The sequence below is a fragment of the Rouxiella chamberiensis genome (assembly GCF_026967475.1).
Classification (GTDB): Bacteria; Pseudomonadota; Gammaproteobacteria; order Enterobacterales; family Enterobacteriaceae; genus Rouxiella; species Rouxiella chamberiensis.
Map to the genome: position 1 here is coordinate 113,614 of NZ_CP114058.1, position 17,967 is coordinate 131,580.

Sequence of the window (17,967 nt, forward strand, 5' to 3'; positions counted from 1 at the left end):
TATCTTGGCAGGAAACAGGCGATGAAAAAAACGCAGGGAAAACAGGCCGTCACAAAGACGGACCTAAAGAGCGCCCCTTTAATGCAGCCGATGGGCGATGCGAGTATTACGTGGCAACCCGCGCGACCTCGAACGCTTGTGGATCACGCGGTCGATGCCATTTTATCCGCCGCCTCGCGTGGACTGATTTTACCGGGCGACCGGGTTTCGGAGCCGGATCTGGTGATGCGTCTCGGCATGAGCCGCGTGCCTATCCGCGAAGCACTGCGCATTCTGGAAAGTCAGGGCATCGTCTCCAGCGAACCCTATAAAGGCATTCGGCTAATGGACATTTCGCAGCAGCGCCTGGAGCAGATTATCGACGTGCGAATTCCGCTGGAAACGCTGGCCTGCCAGCGCGCCATTGAACTCGGGCATAACGGCAGTTCGCAAATTGCCCGGCTCGATGTAAGCGTTGAAGAGCTGGTCTTGATGCAGCAGCGCGGCGACGTCTACGGTTTTGCCTCGGCGGATACCGCCTTTCACCGTGTGTTGTGCAGCTTTGCCGACAATCCGGTGCTAAGCAATTTGTGGGAGTCGATAGCCCGCCAGCTGACGGTTATCTTTGGCCTGTCGACGATGGGTAAATCCATGGAGGCAATCATTGAAGAGCATCGCCAGCTGGTGCGGGTATTTGCCGCAGGCGATATCGCGCAGATGACGCGGGAAATCGAATTGCACGTCCGCGTTCAGGCGCTGGATGTGGACTATCAGAAAATTATCGCTGACCGACGTCGAGCGGCGTCCGACGCGGATTAAAAACAATGTAAGGGCAGGGCGGGTTTATGAAGATAACGGATGTAGAGGCCTTTTATTTACGGCTGCCAACGATTGAAGCACGTACCGACAGCTCGCAGGATGCACTGCTGATAAAAATCACAACCGATGCGGGTGTAATTGGCTGGGGCGAGGTCGACGGCAGTCCGTATGTCACCAAAGCCATCATCGAAGCGCCTTATTCCCATACGATGGTTACGGGGCTTAAATCTCTGCTGATCGGCGAAAATCCGCTGGAAACCAGCCGTCTGTGGGCCAAAATGCACCGTGCGACCATCTATTACGGTCGTAATGGCGCAGTGATTCAGGCCATGGCCGGCATAGACATCGCGCTCTGGGACATCAAGGGCAAGGCGCTCGACAAACCGATAGTCGAGCTGCTCGGCGGCGCGATGCGCGATCGTATGCGGGTTTATTCGTCGAACATGTTCCAGTACAGCATTGAAGATACCGTGGCGCGGGCGCGACACGCCGTGGATACGGGGCATACCGGCGTGAAATTTGGCTGGGAACCCTTTGGTCTGGATGAAAAGCGCGATGTACAGTACGTCGAGGCGATTCGTCATGCGATTGGCGACGACGTGGACTTTATGCTTGATGTCGGGCTGGCGTGGGACGCCAAAACCACTCTCCGCCGCGCCCGGCTGTTTGAGCCGTTCAACCTGTTCTGGATTGAAGAACCGCTGCATCCCGATGATTACGCCGGTTACGGTAAAGTGTCGCAGACCTGTTTACAGCATATCGCCGCCGGTGAAGAGGAGTGTACGGTAGTAGGCTTCCAGCGGTTGATCGATGAAGGTCAAATCGACATCGTGCAAATCGATGTGACGCGCACCGGTTTCACCCAGGCGATGCAGATTGCCCATTATGCCCACAGTCGCGGACGTAAAGTCTGCAATCATAACTTCACGACGGACATTAATACGGCGGCGTCGCTGCATTTCCTCTGCGCCATCGAAAATGCGCTGGTGATGGAATATTGCGTCGAGCCGGGAGAGATTTCGCGTTCATTGGCCAAAGAGCCGGTCAAGATAGCCGATGGCTATGCCTTCCTGCCTTCGGGTCCGGGACTGGGCGTCGAGCCACGCATGGAAATTATCGAGAAGTTTTTGGTTAAAACGGCTTAATGCCTTGTTTGTAAATATCTATTTGTCTTTTGCTTTGCCGTTTTTGATTATTGCTCGACAGCCATGTCTTTATTGCGGCCCGCCCATCGGATGAGCGGGCTATTTTAACTGGGTGATTGTGGTGATATTTACGACTATTTCTCTGTCGCCTACTTTCTATAATATTGGCAAGTGTTAGGATGTGGCTCACTTTTCCTAGTTGGGATTTTTCAATGGCCAGGCTCGTCGCTTTCATTGCGGTATTACTGACTTTTACGACTTTCACAGCAGCAGCAGACACGCATTACAAATGTGTTTTGACGCACAGCATTCAGCGCCCCAACGGCGATGATTCAGCCGAAGTGCTGAACAAAGACGCCAGAGTGACGGATGCCGGGAATACCTTTACCGTGTTTCCCGATGCCAACAAAACCATTACCAGTCCCGAACTTACCGATATAATCGGCCAGAATAATCAGCCGATGAAAGCGGGAACGGCCAATAACCTGATGTATATTCATGTGCAGAACAGTTTTGTTATTGCCAATGAGACCGAAGGTTATATCTATGCCGACTGCGTAAAAATAGAATCAAATTAAATAGTCACGCGCCTCAACCTTATTTCCGGGTTTGAGGCGATTGTTTTACGGTATTCTCCCCGCGTATTCATAAATAGAAACACTCCAGTGAATTCATTAGCACACTTCTTATGGTCGTCCCCCACGGGAAGCGTTATCCTTGCGCACTTTCTGCACCCCCGCATTTTTCGCTTAAGCTCTGACGTCTGACAACAAAGGTAATCCCCCGGTAATGGCCCTATTGAACGAAGAAATCCGCGACCATTCGGCTGAGTCCTCGCTCTTTGTCCGTCGTGCGGTTATCGCCTTTATTATTGTTGTCATGCTGTTCGGCGTACTGGTTTTCAATCTGTATCACCTGCAGGTTGGCATGCACGCGTTTTATCAGACCCGCTCCAACCAGAACGATATCAAAATGCTGCCGATTGCGCCGAGCCGTGGATTGATCATGGATCGCAACGGCGTGGTGCTGGCGCAGAATATTACGCTCTATCAGATTCAGGTGATCCCCGGAAAAGTGGCGGATTTGCCTGCGACCCTCAAGGCGCTGACGCCGATTGTCGACCTGACGCCGGAAGATCTGGCCGATTTCAAGGACGCGATGTACCACGGCCGCCGCTTTGCGCAAATCCCGTTAAAACTGGCTCTGACCGACGAGGAAGTTGCGCGTTTCTCGGTCAATCAGTTTAATTTCCCGGGCGTGTCGATCAGCAGCTATCAGCAGCGTCGTTACCCTTACGGGGCAGAATTGGCCCACGTGGTCGGCTATGTGTCGAAAATCAATGACCGCGACGACAAGCAGCTTTCGGCAGACGGCGAAGCCGAAAACTACGCCGCCGACCATGATATCGGCAAGCAGGGCATCGAAAAATACTATGAGAAAGAGCTGCACGGCCGCACCGGTTATCAGGAAGTGGAAGTGGATAACCACGGCCATGTGGTGCGTCTGCTGACCGAAACCCCGCCGCAGGCCGGACAGAACGTTAAACTGACGCTGGATCTCGGGTTGCAGCAGTACATCGAGCAATTGCTGAAAGGCCAGCGTGCGGCCGTTGTTGTGGTGGACCCGCGCGATGGTTCTGTGCGCGCGATGGTCTCAAGCCCAAGCTATGACCCGAATCCGTTCGTCAACGGTATTTCGGGCAAGGCCTACAGCGCATTGCTAAAAAACCCTGACCTGCCGCTGATTAACCGCGTAACCCAGGGGCTTTATCCTCCGGCCTCGACTATCAAACCTTATATGTCGATTTCGGCGCTGTTTGCCGGTGTAATTACGCCGCAGACCACGTTCTTCGGCGCGCCAACCTGGACGCTGCCCGGCACCGAACGCCGGTATCGCGACTGGATGAAAACGGGCCACGGTTATCTCAATGTCACCAAGGCCATCGAAGAATCGGCTGATACCTTCTTCTACCAGGTCGCCTACGAGATGGGCATCGACCGTATTCACGAGTGGCTGGGCAAATTCGGCTACGGCAAATCCACGGGCATTGACCTCGACGAGCAGTATTACGGAAATCTGCCGAGCCGCGACTGGAAAATGAAAGTCCACAAAAAAGAGTGGTATCAAGGCGATACGGTGTCAGTCGGGATCGGGCAGGGCTACTGGATTGCCACTCCGATTCAGATGGTCAAGGCGATGACCATTCTTATCAACAACGGTAAAATCATGACCCCGCACCTGCTGGACTCCATGCAGCTCGGTAAAGTGGTGACGCCTTATAAAATGCCGCCGACGGAGCAGATTGCCGACCCGAAATCCCCCTATTGGACCATTGTGAAAAACGCGATGTTCGGTATGGCGAATGCGCCGAACGGCACCGGTTACAAGCTGTTCCATACCGCGCCCTACAAGATTGCGGCGAAATCGGGCACCTCGCAGGTGTTCAGCCTGCGCGAAAACCAGAACTACAACGCCAAAATGACGCCGGTGCGCCTGCGAGATCACATCTTCTATACGGCCTTTGCACCTTTTGATCATCCTTCCGTTGCAGTTGCGCTAATCCTCGAGAACGGCGGGGGCGATGGCGTGGTGGCGGGTCCTACGATGCGAGCCATTCTCGACCATATTTTCGTGAAAGATGATGCTACCGATTGTCAGGATGACAAGAACAAGAGCAGTCCGGCCTGTCAGTTGACGGAGTTAACCCCGGTACCCAGGGTTACAGCGAACATTAATACTGTCTCGAATCGGCGACAGGGGTTAATCCGAATGTCGCTAATTGGCGACATTTAAATTATTGATTAATAAACGAATAAATATTACCGCTGTAACTTGTCTCTTATTGGCGACTACACGGTTGATATTTAAACAAAATTTAACGATAAGCTTGTGTAAGGTTTTATCGTTTGAAAATTTTATCTACCTAATAACAGCAAGTTATAATTTAACTTTAATAGTTGGCACGTTTCCTGCTATATTCTCCGCGGTTGCTCATTCACGCCGTTATAAATGCCTCTGCGGTTTACCGCATCTGCGCTCATAACATTCGAATGACGCCGTAGAAAAGGTGCCTATCGTTCACCCAGACCGATATCGTTGCTCCGGCAATCTTATCAAGCATCGAACGACACGTTGAGTGAGGCACCACCTCTTCTGCCCTATAGATACGCCTTCGGGATGTCTGTAGGGCAACCTCCCGGGTTCTTCTCTTTTCTTCCCTCTTCGCGTCGGTTAGCATCAGGTTATTTCCTGCGTGCGAGATAATATCCTTGAAAAAGTGGCGTTTGTTTCCGGGTTCCCTGAGACAGCTGGTCCTGATGGCCTTTCTGCTGGTGCTGCTGCCTCTGCTGGTTTTAGCCTATCAAGCCTATGAAAGCCTGAATCATCTCAGCCGTCAGGCGGCCGAGATCAATCGCACCACGATTGTCGATGCCAGACGCAGTGAATCAATGACCAGCATCGCGCTGGAAATGGAACGCAGCTATCGCCAGTACTGCGTGCTCGACGATCCTACACTTTCTACCCTCTATCAAAGCCAGCGCCGCCAGTATTCGCAAATGCTTGATGCCCATGCCTCGATATTGCCGGATCCGCGCTATTACCAGAATCTGCGTGACCTGCTGACCCGACTCTCCGCCTTTCGCTGTGAAAATAACAGTCCGGAACCAGAATCTTCGCGCCAGCTCGAAGAATTTTCACGATCCAATGCTGAAATGGTGCAAGTGACCCGCGACGTGATCTATTCTCGTGGCCAGCAGTTGCAGCGCGCCATTGCCGATCGCGGCAAGTTCTTTGGCTGGCAGGCACTCGTGCTCTTCCTTTTGAGCGGCATGCTGGTCGTGCTGTTTACCCGAATGATTATCGGCCCCGTCAAAGGGGTGGAGAAAATGATTAACCGCCTCGGAGAAGGGCGTTCACCCGGCAGTGCCTCGAAGTTTCGCGGGCCGCGCGAGATTCGCGCACTGGCCAGACGCATTACCTGGCTGAGCGAGAGGCTCGCCTGGTTCGAATCGCAGCGCCACGAGTTTTTGCGCCATATATCGCACGAACTCAAAACGCCGCTGGCGAGCATGCGCGAAGGCACGGAACTGCTCCGTGACGAAGTGGCTGGGCCACTGACTGCCGATCAAAAAGAGGTGGTGGCAATTCTCAATACCAGCAGTCGACACCTGCAAACCCTGATTGAACAACTGCTCGACTACAACCGCAGACTGGCCGATGTGCCGACCGACAAGGAACAGGTCAATCTGCCGGAGATCCTGCACAGCGTAGCGGCGGCACATAGTCTGACGGCACGAAGCAAGTTGATCCATACTGAGGTAAGGACCGATGCGACTGCCTGCTGGGCCGAGTCTGTTCTATTGGTGCGGGTGCTGGACAATCTGTATTCCAATGCGGTGCACTACGGCGCCGAATCCGGTAACATTTGGCTTCACAGCTGGCAGAACGGCGCACGCACCGTGATTGATGTCGCCAACAGCGGCACGGCCATTCCGCCGGCAGAGCGGGCCATGATTTTCGAACCCTTCTTTCAGGGGAGCCAACTGCGCAAGGGCGCCGTCAAAGGCAGCGGGTTGGGGCTGAGTATCGCCAAAGATTGTATCAAGCGTATGGAGGGTGAGCTGAAACTGGTCGAGGTGGATTACGCCGACGTCTGTTTTCGCATTGAGCTGCCCTCGAACGGCGCACACTTAGCTGAGTAAAATAAAACCATGCAAACAGGATTCTTATTATTTTTAAGCCGCTTTGGCTTTTTCAACCGTTTGAAAGGCACCGCACAGCGACACAGAGATTCAGATTCCTGCCGTCGTTTTCGCCCGAATCTGCTGCTAACCTCGGCCTTGCTGACGCCGGTGCTGCTGGCAGGCTGTGCCGGTGCGCCGCATGATAAGGCGCGCCAGCAGGTCGAAGAAGACGTCATTCCCGACAGCAAGGTGGTGGATTTTCGCATCGCCCCCTGTGAAACGCTGTGGGCGCTGGATGACGGCGCAACGCTCAATAATTCGCTGTACTGGCTGCGGGCGATGGACTGCTCCGAGCGCATGAGCAATGCGCAGGCAAGCTATCAGGCTTCGCAGATTTCGTCCTCTGGATGGGCAAATGTTTTCAAGCAGAGCATTTTGATTGCCGCAACCGATCCAAATTATACCCAGCGTAGAGCGCTGCTCAATAACGTTAACGAATACCGCGCGCAAATGCCGGGGGCGATTCGACCCCTGCTGCAACTGTGGCGAGAACGGCAGTCGTTACAGGTTGCGCTGGAAGACGACAAAGCCCGCAATGCGCGTTTGCAGGTCGCCAATGAGGCCAAGCTCGAAGAGATGAGCAATGAACAAAAGGCGTTACAGGCCAGTCTCGACGATACCCGTCGCAAACTGGAAAACCTTACCGACATCGAGCGTCAGCTTTCGTCGCGCAAGCAGTTGCAGAGCGAAACACCCGATATGCGCACCCAGGACAACAACTGATTAACCAGAACCGCTCGATTTACCAGCCAAGGGCAACGGGAGAAAAATGACCGCACGGAGAAATGCCAGCCTGCTACTGGTTGATGACGATCCCAGCTTGTTGAAACTGCTGGGCATGCGCCTTTCCAGCGAAGGGTTTCAGGTCACGACGGCCGCGAGTGGGGATGAAGCGCTGAAACTGCTGCGCCGCGAGCGCATAGATCTGGTGCTGAGTGACCTGCGAATGGACGAAATGGACGGCATGGCGCTGTTTGCCGAAATCCAAAAGCATCAACCGGGTATGCCGGTGATTATCCTGACGGCGCATGGCTCGATTCCCGACGCCGTCGCCGCTACGCAGCAGGGCGTGTTCGGCTTTCTTACCAAACCGGTGGATCGCGATGCGCTCTACAAGGCTATCGACGAAGCGCTGGCGCAATCTGCTCCTGCGGGCGATGACAGCTGGCGCGAGCAGATTGTTACTCGAAGCCCCGTTATGCTGCGTTTGCTGGAGCAGGCAAAAATGGTTGCGCAGTCCGACGTCAGCCTGTTAATCAACGGGCAGAGCGGTACGGGTAAAGAGGTGCTGGCGCAGGCGATACATCGCACCAGTCCACGCGGTAAAAAGGCGTTTATTGCCATCAACTGCGGCGCATTGCCCGAACAGTTGCTGGAATCCGAACTGTTTGGTCATGCCAAAGGTGCCTTTACCGGCGCAGTCAGCAGTCGCGAAGGGCTGTTTCAAGCGGCCGATGGCGGCACGCTGTTTCTCGACGAAATAGGCGATATGCCGCTCTCCCTGCAGGTCAAGCTGTTGCGGGTATTGCAGGAACGCAAGGTCAGGCCGCTCGGCAGTAACTTTGATATCGACGTCAATGTGCGCATCATTTCGGCAACCCACCGCGATTTGCCGAAGGCGATGGCGAAGGGCGAATTCCGTGAAGATCTGTTTTATCGGCTCAATGTGGTGAACCTCAAGCTGCCCGCATTGAACGAGCGTGCCGAAGACATTCCGCTGCTGGCCAATCACCTGCTGCGCGAGGCGGCGCTGCGCCACAAGCCTTTCGTGCGCAGTTTTTCGACCGATGCCATGAAGCGACTCATGGCCGCGAGTTGGCCGGGCAATGTGCGGCAACTGGTCAACGTGATTGAACAGTGTGTCGCCTTGACCTCGGCACCTGTCATCAGTGAGGCGCTGGTGGAGCAGGCACTCGAAGGCGAAAACACGGCGCTGCCCACCTTCGTCGAAGCCCGCAATACCTTCGAACTGCACTATTTGCGCAAGCTTCTGCAGATTACACGCGGCAATGTGACGCAGGCGGCGCGAATAGCCGGGCGCAACCGGACCGAGTTCTATAAGCTGCTTTCAAGGCATGAACTCGAAGCCAACGACTTTAAAGAGTCCTAAATAGTAGCGTCTCTCTTTCGGTTCGTTTTACGTGAGGAGAGGATATGATACTTTATGCGCCTGCCGGTGCCGTAAGCACCTAAAAGCTGAAAATTAAATTTTGCCGCTGCCGGAACAAGCACGGGCAAACGAACGATAAAAAGGGCCTGCCATGAAAAAGATTGACGCAATTATTAAACCTTTCAAGCTGGATGATGTGCGCGAAGCGCTGGCTGAAGTCGGTATAACCGGCATGACGGTTACTGAAGTCAAAGGCTTTGGTCGTCAGAAAGGACACACCGAACTGTACCGTGGCGCAGAATACATGGTGGATTTCCTGCCGAAGGTGAAAATCGAAATCGTGGTGGCTGACGATATCGTCGATACCTGTGTCGAGACCATCATGACGACCGCGCAAACCGGCAAAATCGGCGACGGCAAAATCTTTGTCTTCGACGTCGCGCGCGTAGTTCGTATCCGTACCGGTGAAGAGGATGAAGAGGCTATCTAGGCACTCTTTACGGGCCGGGAATTTCCGGTCCGTCCTTTTTTACCCCCTTGCCAGTCTGATATTGCCGCCATTCCCTTTTGTGTCACCGCTCACAAAGCTGAAAAATCTGCATTTCTAAATGAATAAAACGCGCTTGAAACGGCGTACTCCATCCTGGATCAAAGCCTTGTGCCACGGCATGCCAATCGTTTGCTTAAAAACCTGCCGCGGAGACTATGCCTACAGGGGGAAACAGTTTACACTGTGCCCCAGAACCCATCAGGGGCGTTTATTTAAGTTTGTTGAGTCAGGAGAAGCAGATGTTAAAGCGTGAAATGAACCTTGCCGATTATGATGCCGAATTGTGGCATGCAATGGAGCAGGAAGTCGTACGTCAGGAAGAGCATATCGAGCTGATTGCGTCAGAGAACTACACCAGCCCGCGCGTTATGCAGGCTCAGGGTTCTCAGCTGACTAACAAATATGCTGAAGGCTATCCTGGCAAGCGCTACTACGGCGGCTGCGAGTACGTTGATATCGTCGAGCAACTGGCGATTGACCGTGCAAAAGAGCTGTTTGGTGCCGACTACGCAAACGTTCAACCACACTCCGGCTCACAGGCCAACTTCGCGGTTTATACTGCGCTGCTGCAACCGGGCGATACCATTCTGGGTATGAACCTGGCGCACGGCGGCCACCTGACTCACGGTTCACCTGTCAACCTGTCCGGTAAACTGTACAACGTAGTGCCTTACGGCATCGACGAAACCGGCAAAATCGACTATGACGATCTGGCGCGTCAGGCTCAACTGCACAAGCCAAAAATGATCATCGGCGGCTTCTCCGCGTTCTCCGGCGTGGTTGACTGGGCCAAGATGCGCGAAATCGCAGACAGCATCGACGCCTGGTTCTTCGTCGACATGGCTCACGTGGCCGGTCTGATTGCCGCTGGCGTTTACCCTAACCCGGTCCCTCACGCTCACATCGTGACTACCACGACCCACAAAACCCTCGCAGGTCCACGCGGCGGTCTGATTCTGGCGAAAGGCGGTGACGAAGACCTGTATAAAAAACTGAACTCCGCGGTATTCCCGGGTGGTCAGGGTGGTCCATTGATGCACGTGATTGCAGGTAAAGCGGTCGCGCTGAAAGAAGCGATGGAACCTGAGTTCAAAGCTTATCAGCAGCAGGTTGCCATCAATGCCAAGGCCATGGTTGACGTGGTGCTCGAGCGTGGTTACAAAGTGGTTTCCGGCGGTACGCACAACCACCTGTTCCTGCTTGATCTGGTCGAGAAAGGCCTGACCGGTAAAGAAGCCGACGCCGCTCTGGGTCGCGCGAACATCACCGTGAACAAAAACAGCGTACCCAACGATCCCAAGAGCCCGTTTGTAACCTCCGGTATTCGTATCGGTACACCGGCAGTGACCCGTCGCGGCTTCAAAGAAGCTGACGTGCGCGAACTGGCCGGCTGGATCTGCGACGTTCTTGACAATATCAACGACGAAGCGACCATTGAACGCGTTAAGCAAAAAGTTCTGGAAATCTGTGCGCGTTACCCTGTGTACGCGTAATCCAGCGGTTTGCCGATAAAAAGCCACGTCTTCGGACGTGGTTTTTTTGGCCTTTTTTCAGTCCTGATGTGCTTCGAGCAAAGAGCGAATTCTCTTGCGTTCGTCTTTGGTCAGAGGCAACTGAGTGTAGATAACCAGCGGATCGGCTTCGGTGGAAAGGGTGGCATAGGGCGTGACAATCATGGCAACGCCGCTTGGCGCGCCATGTTGATGAAATTCGTCGAGTGTCTGGTATTTGATGTTGAGCGGCATCAGCGTCGCTTCGCGGATATGCTGTTCGACATCTTCTTCAAGCGCCGGATTTGCATCTGTCAGCAGCAGTATCTGCTTTTCCTGCAAGGCGTTGCCCTGCATGAGCCAGGCACCGAATATCACCGCTACCAATCCTATCTCTTCCGGTGGAAACGCGATTTCATACGCTTTTTCAATATCCTGTAGCGCGTCCCGCGTTGTACGCATCAAGCGAGGATACATGCGATTTACTTCATCCTGCATCTGGCTGTCGACAATAATGTCGAAACGGCAGCGCTCGATGGCCGGGCCAAGATGGGCGAACCAGCTGGCTAATAAGCCCTTCGTAACTGCTGAATGTCATGCCCGAGACATCCTGAAAATTGGCCACCAGTATTTCAATCTGCGCCATCAGCTTCTGGTCTTCGGGCGAACCTGAACTGTCATAGCTGTAGTTCTTGATAATCGTCAGCAACAGGGCAAAAAAGTCCCGTTCGCAATCAGCAATATTTACGCTTTTCAACGTCTGCAATTTGCGAAAAATCAGATCGGCGGCCGTAAATTCGGGTTTGTCGCGTAGCCAGCGCAGCTGGGTTTCGTTGAATTCCAGTTGTGTCGGATTGATATCCTGCCAGAGACAGAACTGGAGATAAATCTGTAAAAACTGCTCGTCACGCGGACTGAATTCTCTGTTGAGCAACTCTGCAACCCGTTCAATCAATAGAGGAAATTCGCTGTAGTACAGCGGGTGGTCGAAGTCATCCGCCTGACTCAGCGATTGTTGAAGGTAAGGCGTAAAATGATGATGCAGGAAATCGGGGCTGCTGCGAATGGCACGTCGCAGGCCATTGATAAGGCAAATTCTCTGATCAAGCACGGCACCTTGCAGCCGAAAGTCCTGTTCCTGAGTCGTGGTAATGTCCAGCCGGTGGAGGCGCTGTATGTCGGCGGCAAGTTGCGCCAGGTCTTTTTGCGTCGTTGGCAGATCTACGCCGTTGATTTGACCAACATTCTCCAGCCGCATGGCCTCTGAGGGGCAATACAGCATCAACAATAGGTTGCAGCGACGTTGTTGAGCGGAGAGCTCAGGCACGGAGGAGGTGTCCAGGCTCATATCACCTTCTGGGTTCGGGATATTGAAAATTCTTCATTAGCATAGCAAATCATTGCCGTTTCAACGCGCTACTGCCCAGGGTTTTGCTCGAGCTTATAACTCGGATCACAGATATTTATTATCGCCGCTATATTTGAATTGATTTAAGATGTTACTTTATAACAAGTGTTTGAAAAGATGGCTGACGGACTTTACTTGAAACGAATCGACTCACGCATGATGACAAAAATAAAAGCGGCAGGGTGGGCGATGGCCCTGATGCTGGCGACCTTTTCGCTGCCCGTACAGGCGCACCCCCATAGCTTTATCGATATGCAAACTACGCTGGTAACACGGGATAAAACGGTTATCGCCCTGAAAATGGTCTGGACGATGGACGAAATCACGTCGGCGGATCTGCTTTATGATGCCGGTAATGCCGCGCCGGGGAGCGAGATATGGAAAAAATTGGCCGCCGAGGTGATGGCGCGGGTGATGGCTCAGCACTACTTTACCAACGTCTATCGCGACGGAAAGCCCGTGCGTTACATGCGTCTGCCCAGTGAATATCAGCTCTCGCGCAGCGGAAATAAAGCGGTGCTCGAGTTTGTCATGCCGTTCGCGCAACCCGCGCCGCTCGTCGGTAAACCGCTGATATTTTCCACCTTCGACCCTACCTATTTCGTTGATATGACTTATAAAAACGACAAGGCGCTGCAACTCCCCACAGAGGTTCAGCCCGACTGCTCGCTGTCCCTCTTTACGCCCAAACCCAATGCCTCGATGCAGGCCTATGCGCTGTCACTGGATAAAGCCGACGCGCCGCCGGAGGATATGGATTTGGGTCAACAGTTCGCTCAGAAGGTCACGTTGCAATGTCATTAAAGAATACGCCTTTAGAAAACCCGGCAAGGATTCCCTCCCGTCATTACGCCCTCTGGCCACTGGGCCTGTTTTTACTCTTACTCGCTGCCGGTTGTGCCGCATTTTGGCATTTCTGGCCGCAAATTCTGCTTAACAGCATTATCTGGCAGCGCTCGCTTCATCAACATTTGGCGGAGATTCTTCAGCAGGTCAGCCTTCATCCGGCGCGGGCAGGGTTAAGTCTGACCCTGTTCAGCCTGATTTACGGCGTGGTCCATGCGGTAGGGCCGGGCCACGGTAAAGTCGTCATTACGACTTATCTCGCCACGCATCCTTCAAAACTGAAAACCAGCCTCAAATTGACCTTTGCCTCGGCTGTGGTGCAGGGCGTAATGGCCGTGCTGCTGGTGACGCTGGTGCTTGGCGTGCTGCAACTCTCGTCGCGTCAGCTGCATCAAACCAGCTTCTGGATGGAAAAGGGCAGTTTTGCCCTGGTCATCCTGCTCGGCGTCATTTTATGCTGGCGGGCAGTTCGCCAGCTTGTGCGACGCATTGCCGCCACGCAGAAACAGGCGGGAATACAGATTCAGCGCCTGCGCCCGGTCGACGCCGGGCATCAGCATGATGCTCATTGCGGCTGCGGCCATCAGCATGTGCCGAATGACAGCCAGCTTGCAGCCGAAGGCGGTTGGCGCACGCAGGCGGCGGTGGTGTTGGCGATGGGATTGCGGCCTTGTTCCGGCGCCATTATGGTCCTGCTGTTCTCTAAAGTGATCGGCGTTTATCTGTGGGGAGTGATTTCAGCGTTGGTGATGGCGCTGGGTACGTCACTTACCGTCTCGCTGGTAGGATTTTTGGTATTCTACAGTCGCGAACTGGCGATGAAACTGAGTGCCCGGCGCGGACCCTCGCAAGGATTACAGCTCGGCTGGCCATTGCTTGCGTTAAGCGGGGGACTCATTCTTATTCTGGCAGGTGTCGTGCTCTATCAGACCAGTGTTTCCGCATTTGGCGGCGGTATCGGGCCTTTTGGACGCTGAGTATCAAAATATAAAAATCGAACAATGCTGAAAGCGCAGAATGTCGCCTTTCAGCACTATCTTTTTGAAACCTGAATGGTTATAAAGTTAGGCATCTCATCAATAATATTAATCTAATTTGATTATGTAACAGCACTGACCCTACGAACGTTGGTTATTCAAAAATATAATAAAATTTCTATTGAATGACGCTCTGCACATTTGGTTTTTTACAGCATTCGTAATTTCTCTAAATCTTATTAACTATTAAGCGGTTGTTATCCTTTTTGACTAAAAGGGATTTAAGGGGCAGTGAAATTGAAGACAAATGAAAATATTCAATATCTTCGCGGGGTGGCCGCGCTCTCCGTCGTAATGGCACATACCGTGTCAAGCTTCACTGCATTTAGAGACATTGGCGGATTGGGCAATGTTGTCCTGCATAATGTCGAATTGCTGGGGCAGGTGGGCGTCGGGGTTTTCTTTATCATCAGCGGCTACATCATGTCGATGACTACGTCCGGCAAATCCGGCGGCAGCAGCAATGCTAAAATTTTCTTACTCAAAAGAGCGATAAGGATTTACCCAATCTATTTCATCTGGACCAGCGTCAATATCTTACTCTGGGCGCTAGGCGTGTTTCAAAGGGCCGTACACTATTCCCCCGGTAAAATAATAAGCTCTTATCTGCTTATTCCGTATATTTCTTTTGACGGTGATGTCATTGATCCGATATTACGGCAGGGGTGGACGCTCATTTATGAGGGCTTTTACTACCTCTCTTTTGCCTTGCTTATTTTATTTGGCCAACATAGGAAAAATGGCATTTATATCTTGGCTGTCTTCTTTATTTTATTGAATATTTTCTCTCAATTCATGAGTTCGCCTTCCGCACAATCCTTTTTTCGGGGCAGGTCATCTGGCTTTTTGTTGTAGGCATGTTTATTTATCATCATCAGCAACAGATTTTGGCAAGAATGAAATCCAGGATGGCAAGCATCATAATGATGACCATTTTCCTGCTGTCGGTGATCATTATTGTTTTCAAAAACCATGAATTAGGGGTTTTGCTGAATACGTCCATTACTTGAGCGCCCTCAGTTTCTTCCTGTGCCTGTTTTCAGCGAAGAAAGTCTCGGGCGTAGTTCTGGAGATTGGTAATTCGTCGTATTCACTTTATCTAACGCATGCCTTTGTCACGACGGCATTTGCCATTGTGGTGAGGTCGGGCGGGCTAAGCAACAGCACCTTGTTCATGCTGGGAATAGCGACTTTCTTCATCGCCATCGTGGTCGGAGAAATCGCCTACAGGTTGATTGAAAGGAAAATCATTTATAAAACGGCGGCGGTTGCCCATGTTTCGCCACCGCTTGTCAAACCTTAGTACAAGGGCGTTGGCCAAATGACACACATAAAAAAAGGACGCCATGGCGTCCTTTTCTATTTATTTCAAACCGATTAACGCTTCAGCGCGTCATGCAGTTCATCACGCATTACGGTCAGGATACCCTTGACCACACGTGGGTTTCCGGCAACAACGTTACCCGAAGAGAAGTGGTTGTGACCGCCAACGAAGTCAGTAACTACGCCGCCTGATTCACGAACCAGCAGTTCACCCCCAGCGAAATCCCAAGGTTTCAGACCGATTTCAAAGAAACCGTCAACGCGGCCAGCGGCAACGTAGGCCAGATCCAGCGCGGCAGAACCGGTACGGCGGAAGTCTGCACAGTGAGTGAACAGCTTGCCAACCACATTGATGTAGCTGGTGGCGTGTTGTTTGACTTTGAACGGGAAACCGGTCGCCAGAATGGTGCCATCGAGATCTTTTGCGGAGGTGCCGCGCAGACGATAGCCATTCAGCTGAGCGCCCTGACCACGGGTCGCGGTGAACAGTTCGTTACGCATAGGATCATAAACTACGGCAACTTCGGTGCGGCCTTTAATGCGCACAGCGATAGATACAGCGAAATGAGGGAAACGTTTTACGAAGTTGGCAGTGCCATCCAGTGGGTCGATAATCCATTGTACGTCTTTTTCTTCACCTTCCAACTCACCACATTCTTCACCGATAATGGTATGTTTTGGGTACGACTTGCGAATAACGTCGACGATCATGCTTTCTGCATCGCGGTCTACGTTAGTGACGAAATCGTTGGTGCCTTTCTGAGTTGCTTCTACAGAGTCCGGCGTTTCGTAATGTTTGGCAATTAGGTTACCGGCCTTGCGCGCAGCGCGAACGGCGATGGTGAGCATCGGATGCATGGATATCTTCCAACTAGGATGTTAAAGAACGGGAAACGGCGCGCAGTATAGCAATAGTTATTCCAAACGCCAACGACTTTGGGCTGTTTAACGCGCGAAGCGGCCGCTAACCCATGACGTGGCGCTGGTTTGTGATAAACTGTTGCGATTTTCCGCAACGCTTAGAGTTTGTATGCTACACAATATTCGCATTGTCCTGGTCGAAACCTCTCACACCGGGAATATGGGCTCCACCGCCCGCGCTATGAAAACCATGGGCTTATCCAGCCTTTATCTGGTTAATCCGCTTGTTAAACCCGATTCTCAGGCTATTTCAATGTCGGCCGGTGCCAGCGACGTGATTGGCAATGCCACCATTGTCGATACGCTCGACGAGGCGCTGGCAGGATGCAGTCTGGTGGTCGGCACCAGCGCCCGGTTCGCGCACACTGCCCTGGCCCATGCTCGAACCTCGCGAATGCGGCGAGCTGAGTGCCAGGACGGCCCAGTCTGCTCCTGTTGCCCTGGTGTTTGGTCGTGAACGTGTCGGCTTGACCAACGAAGAGCTGCAAAAGTGTAATTACCACGTCTGTATTCCTGCCAATCCAGAATATAGCTCGCTAAATCTGGCGATGGCCGTACAGCTTATTGCCTATGAAGTTCGCGTTGCCTGGCTGGCGCAGCAGGAAGCCGCCAATCCGGCAACGGAACAGGAAGAAGCGCCTTACCCGCTGGTCGAAGATCTCGAGCGTTTTTATGTGCATCTTGAAGAGGTACTTCTGAAAGTCGGCTTCATTCGAAAACAGCATCCGGGTCAGATAATGAGTCGCCTGCGTCGCCTGTTTACCCGCGCGCATCCAGAGGCTCAAGAGCTGAATATTCTTCGCGGTATCCTGTCTTCCGTCGAGAAATCCACCAGCGAAAAGCCAAATAACGATAAGGAATAACCTTTTAACTCAAGGTTATATAGTTATTTATCAAAGTATTACATGCAGTTTTTAGACCTTTTGAATAACCCTGAAAACCACGCATGTAATACTTGAGTAAATTACTAGGTTAAATAGTTGACTAAATTAGTCGGGAATGTCAGACTCATTTTCATGTTGTCCCCCCATTGATATTTATGAAATTCACTGACAGGTAATCATGTTATGAGACTGACATCTAAAGGTCGTTATGCTGTTACTGCGATGCTCGACGTAGCACTGCATTCCCAGGAAGGCCCAGTGCCTTTAGCCGACATCTCTGAACGTCAGGGCATCTCGCTTTCGTATCTGGAGCAGCTGTTCTCCCGCCTTCGCAAACATGAGCTGGTTGCCAGTGTCCGTGGTCCGGGCGGCGGTTATCTGTTAGGTCGTGACGCCATCGAAATCTCTGTTGGCGCGGTTATCACTGCGGTTGACGAATCTGTCGATGCAACCCGCTGTCAGGGTAAAGAAGGCTGTCAGGGTGGCGAACGTTGCCTGACCCACACTCTTTGGCGTGACCTGAGCGAGCGCATCAGCGGCTTCCTTAACGACATCACCATTGGTGAGCTGGTCAACAATCAGGATGTGCTGGAAGTTGCCGATCGTCAAAACAGCGACCTGCGTCGCATGCCGAACGGCCGTCCTCAAGAAACGATCAACATCAATCTGCGCGCTTAAGCGACGCCGATTTTCAAACGCAACCTTCACGT

The 17,967-nt window shown here is 52.6% G+C and carries 17 protein-coding genes and 1 pseudogene; 15 read left to right on the forward strand and 3 right to left on the reverse strand.

Features of this window, described 5'->3' with window-relative positions:
• Positions 1-21: 21 nt before the first annotated feature.
• The 9 genes from O1V66_RS00560 (at position 22) to glyA (ending at position 10,841) form a co-directional block, all read left to right on the forward strand.
• Positions 22-798 (forward strand): GntR family transcriptional regulator, encoded by a 777-nt coding sequence (locus tag O1V66_RS00560; RefSeq protein WP_045049319.1) that lies wholly within the window; start codon positions 22-24, stop codon positions 796-798.
• A gap of 26 nt (positions 799-824) precedes the next feature.
• Entirely contained in the window at positions 825-1,943 is a 1,119-nt protein-coding gene (locus O1V66_RS00565; RefSeq protein ID WP_045049318.1) for a mandelate racemase/muconate lactonizing enzyme family protein, read from the forward strand.
• 212 nt (positions 1,944-2,155) lie between these two features.
• Positions 2,156-2,521: a hypothetical protein gene (locus O1V66_RS00570; RefSeq protein WP_045049317.1), complete on the forward strand. Its 366-nt coding sequence runs from the start codon at positions 2,156-2,158 to the stop codon at positions 2,519-2,521.
• A gap of 211 nt (positions 2,522-2,732) precedes the next feature.
• The gene (gene mrdA / locus O1V66_RS00575; RefSeq protein WP_269128026.1) at positions 2,733-4,736 is read left to right on the forward strand and encodes a penicillin-binding protein 2; all 2,004 of its coding nucleotides are present in this window, start codon (positions 2,733-2,735) and stop codon (positions 4,734-4,736) included.
• A 467-nt stretch (positions 4,737-5,203) separates the two neighbouring features.
• Positions 5,204-6,646 carry a sensor histidine kinase gene (locus O1V66_RS00580; protein WP_045049314.1) on the forward strand — a complete coding sequence of 481 codons (1,443 nt, stop codon included), beginning with the start codon at positions 5,204-5,206 and terminating at the stop codon, positions 6,644-6,646.
• A gap of 9 nt (positions 6,647-6,655) precedes the next feature.
• On the forward strand, positions 6,656-7,411 hold the full coding sequence (gene qseG, locus O1V66_RS00585) for a two-component system QseEF-associated lipoprotein QseG (protein ID WP_082051058.1): 756 nt from the start codon (positions 6,656-6,658) through the stop codon (positions 7,409-7,411).
• A gap of 46 nt (positions 7,412-7,457) precedes the next feature.
• Entirely contained in the window at positions 7,458-8,798 is a 1,341-nt protein-coding gene (gene glrR / locus O1V66_RS00590) for a two-component system response regulator GlrR (RefSeq protein WP_045049313.1), read from the forward strand.
• A 151-nt stretch (positions 8,799-8,949) separates the two neighbouring features.
• Positions 8,950-9,288: a nitrogen regulatory protein P-II gene (gene glnB / locus O1V66_RS00595; RefSeq protein ID WP_009638933.1), complete on the forward strand. Its 339-nt coding sequence runs from the start codon at positions 8,950-8,952 to the stop codon at positions 9,286-9,288.
• Between the two features lie 299 nt (positions 9,289-9,587).
• On the forward strand, positions 9,588-10,841 hold the full coding sequence (gene glyA / locus O1V66_RS00600; protein ID WP_045049312.1) for a serine hydroxymethyltransferase: 1,254 nt from the start codon (positions 9,588-9,590) through the stop codon (positions 10,839-10,841).
• Positions 10,842-10,898: 57 nt separating this feature from the next.
• Here glyA and O1V66_RS21710 read toward each other — a convergent pair whose 3' ends face one another.
• Complete coding sequence (locus tag O1V66_RS21710) at positions 10,899-11,336, reverse strand: PRD domain-containing protein (RefSeq protein WP_330873437.1); 438 nt, start codon at positions 11,334-11,336, stop codon at positions 10,899-10,901.
• Positions 11,326-12,186: a hypothetical protein gene (locus tag O1V66_RS00605; RefSeq protein WP_330873439.1), complete on the reverse strand. Its 861-nt coding sequence runs from the start codon at positions 12,184-12,186 to the stop codon at positions 11,326-11,328. The genes O1V66_RS21710 and O1V66_RS00605 overlap by 11 nt, the downstream gene beginning before the upstream one ends.
• A gap of 216 nt (positions 12,187-12,402) precedes the next feature.
• On the opposite strand from O1V66_RS00605, the gene O1V66_RS00610 reads away from it, so the two are divergent.
• The 4 genes from O1V66_RS00610 (at position 12,403) to O1V66_RS00625 (ending at position 15,432) form a co-directional block, all read left to right on the forward strand.
• Entirely contained in the window at positions 12,403-13,050 is a 648-nt protein-coding gene (locus O1V66_RS00610; RefSeq protein ID WP_045049310.1) for a DUF1007 family protein, read from the forward strand.
• The gene (locus O1V66_RS00615; protein ID WP_045049309.1) at positions 13,041-14,069 is read left to right on the forward strand and encodes a nickel/cobalt transporter; all 1,029 of its coding nucleotides are present in this window, start codon (positions 13,041-13,043) and stop codon (positions 14,067-14,069) included. The genes O1V66_RS00610 and O1V66_RS00615 overlap by 10 nt, the downstream gene beginning before the upstream one ends.
• 297 nt (positions 14,070-14,366) lie before the next feature.
• Positions 14,367-14,984, forward strand: coding sequence for an acyltransferase family protein (locus O1V66_RS00620; protein ID WP_269128027.1), 618 nt, complete (start codon positions 14,367-14,369; stop codon positions 14,982-14,984).
• 151 nt (positions 14,985-15,135) lie between these two features.
• Complete coding sequence (locus tag O1V66_RS00625) at positions 15,136-15,432, forward strand: acyltransferase family protein (protein ID WP_269128028.1); 297 nt, start codon at positions 15,136-15,138, stop codon at positions 15,430-15,432.
• Positions 15,433-15,506: 74 nt separating this feature from the next.
• Here O1V66_RS00625 and suhB read toward each other — a convergent pair whose 3' ends face one another.
• Complete coding sequence (gene suhB, locus O1V66_RS00630; RefSeq protein WP_045049308.1) at positions 15,507-16,310, reverse strand: inositol-1-monophosphatase; 804 nt, start codon at positions 16,308-16,310, stop codon at positions 15,507-15,509.
• A gap of 172 nt (positions 16,311-16,482) precedes the next feature.
• Between suhB and trmJ the strand changes: the two are divergent.
• Together trmJ and iscR are read left to right on the forward strand one after the other, a co-directional pair.
• Positions 16,483-17,236 (forward strand): annotated as a pseudogene (gene trmJ / locus O1V66_RS00635) (tRNA (cytosine(32)/uridine(32)-2'-O)-methyltransferase TrmJ).
• A 204-nt stretch (positions 17,237-17,440) separates the two neighbouring features.
• The gene (gene iscR / locus O1V66_RS00640; protein ID WP_045049306.1) at positions 17,441-17,935 is read left to right on the forward strand and encodes a Fe-S cluster assembly transcriptional regulator IscR; all 495 of its coding nucleotides are present in this window, start codon (positions 17,441-17,443) and stop codon (positions 17,933-17,935) included.
• Positions 17,936-17,967: the final 32 nt, after the last annotated feature.

Excerpts from the sequence above, each read along its gene's own strand:
- O1V66_RS00605 (WP_330873439.1), bottom strand. The coding sequence starts at position 12,186 with ATGAGCCTGGACACCTCCTCCGTGCCTGAGCTCTCCGCTCAACAACGT.
- O1V66_RS00570 (WP_045049317.1), top strand. The coding sequence starts at position 2,156 with ATGGCCAGGCTCGTCGCTTTCATTGCGGTATTACTGACTTTTACGACT.
- glyA (WP_045049312.1), top strand. The coding sequence starts at position 9,588 with ATGTTAAAGCGTGAAATGAACCTTGCCGATTATGATGCCGAATTGTGG.
- O1V66_RS00615 (WP_045049309.1), top strand. The coding sequence starts at position 13,041 with ATGTCATTAAAGAATACGCCTTTAGAAAACCCGGCAAGGATTCCCTCC.
- O1V66_RS00565 (WP_045049318.1), top strand. The coding sequence starts at position 825 with ATGAAGATAACGGATGTAGAGGCCTTTTATTTACGGCTGCCAACGATT.
- glrR (WP_045049313.1), top strand. The coding sequence starts at position 7,458 with ATGACCGCACGGAGAAATGCCAGCCTGCTACTGGTTGATGACGATCCC.
- qseG (WP_082051058.1), top strand. The coding sequence starts at position 6,656 with ATGCAAACAGGATTCTTATTATTTTTAAGCCGCTTTGGCTTTTTCAAC.
- suhB (WP_045049308.1), bottom strand. The coding sequence starts at position 16,310 with ATGCATCCGATGCTCACCATCGCCGTTCGCGCTGCGCGCAAGGCCGGT.
- O1V66_RS00610 (WP_045049310.1), top strand. The coding sequence starts at position 12,403 with ATGATGACAAAAATAAAAGCGGCAGGGTGGGCGATGGCCCTGATGCTG.
- iscR (WP_045049306.1), top strand. The coding sequence starts at position 17,441 with ATGAGACTGACATCTAAAGGTCGTTATGCTGTTACTGCGATGCTCGAC.
- O1V66_RS21710 (WP_330873437.1), bottom strand. The coding sequence starts at position 11,336 with ATGCAGGATGAAGTAAATCGCATGTATCCTCGCTTGATGCGTACAACG.
- mrdA (WP_269128026.1), top strand. The coding sequence starts at position 2,733 with ATGGCCCTATTGAACGAAGAAATCCGCGACCATTCGGCTGAGTCCTCG.
- O1V66_RS00560 (WP_045049319.1), top strand. The coding sequence starts at position 22 with ATGAAAAAAACGCAGGGAAAACAGGCCGTCACAAAGACGGACCTAAAG.
- glnB (WP_009638933.1), top strand. The coding sequence starts at position 8,950 with ATGAAAAAGATTGACGCAATTATTAAACCTTTCAAGCTGGATGATGTG.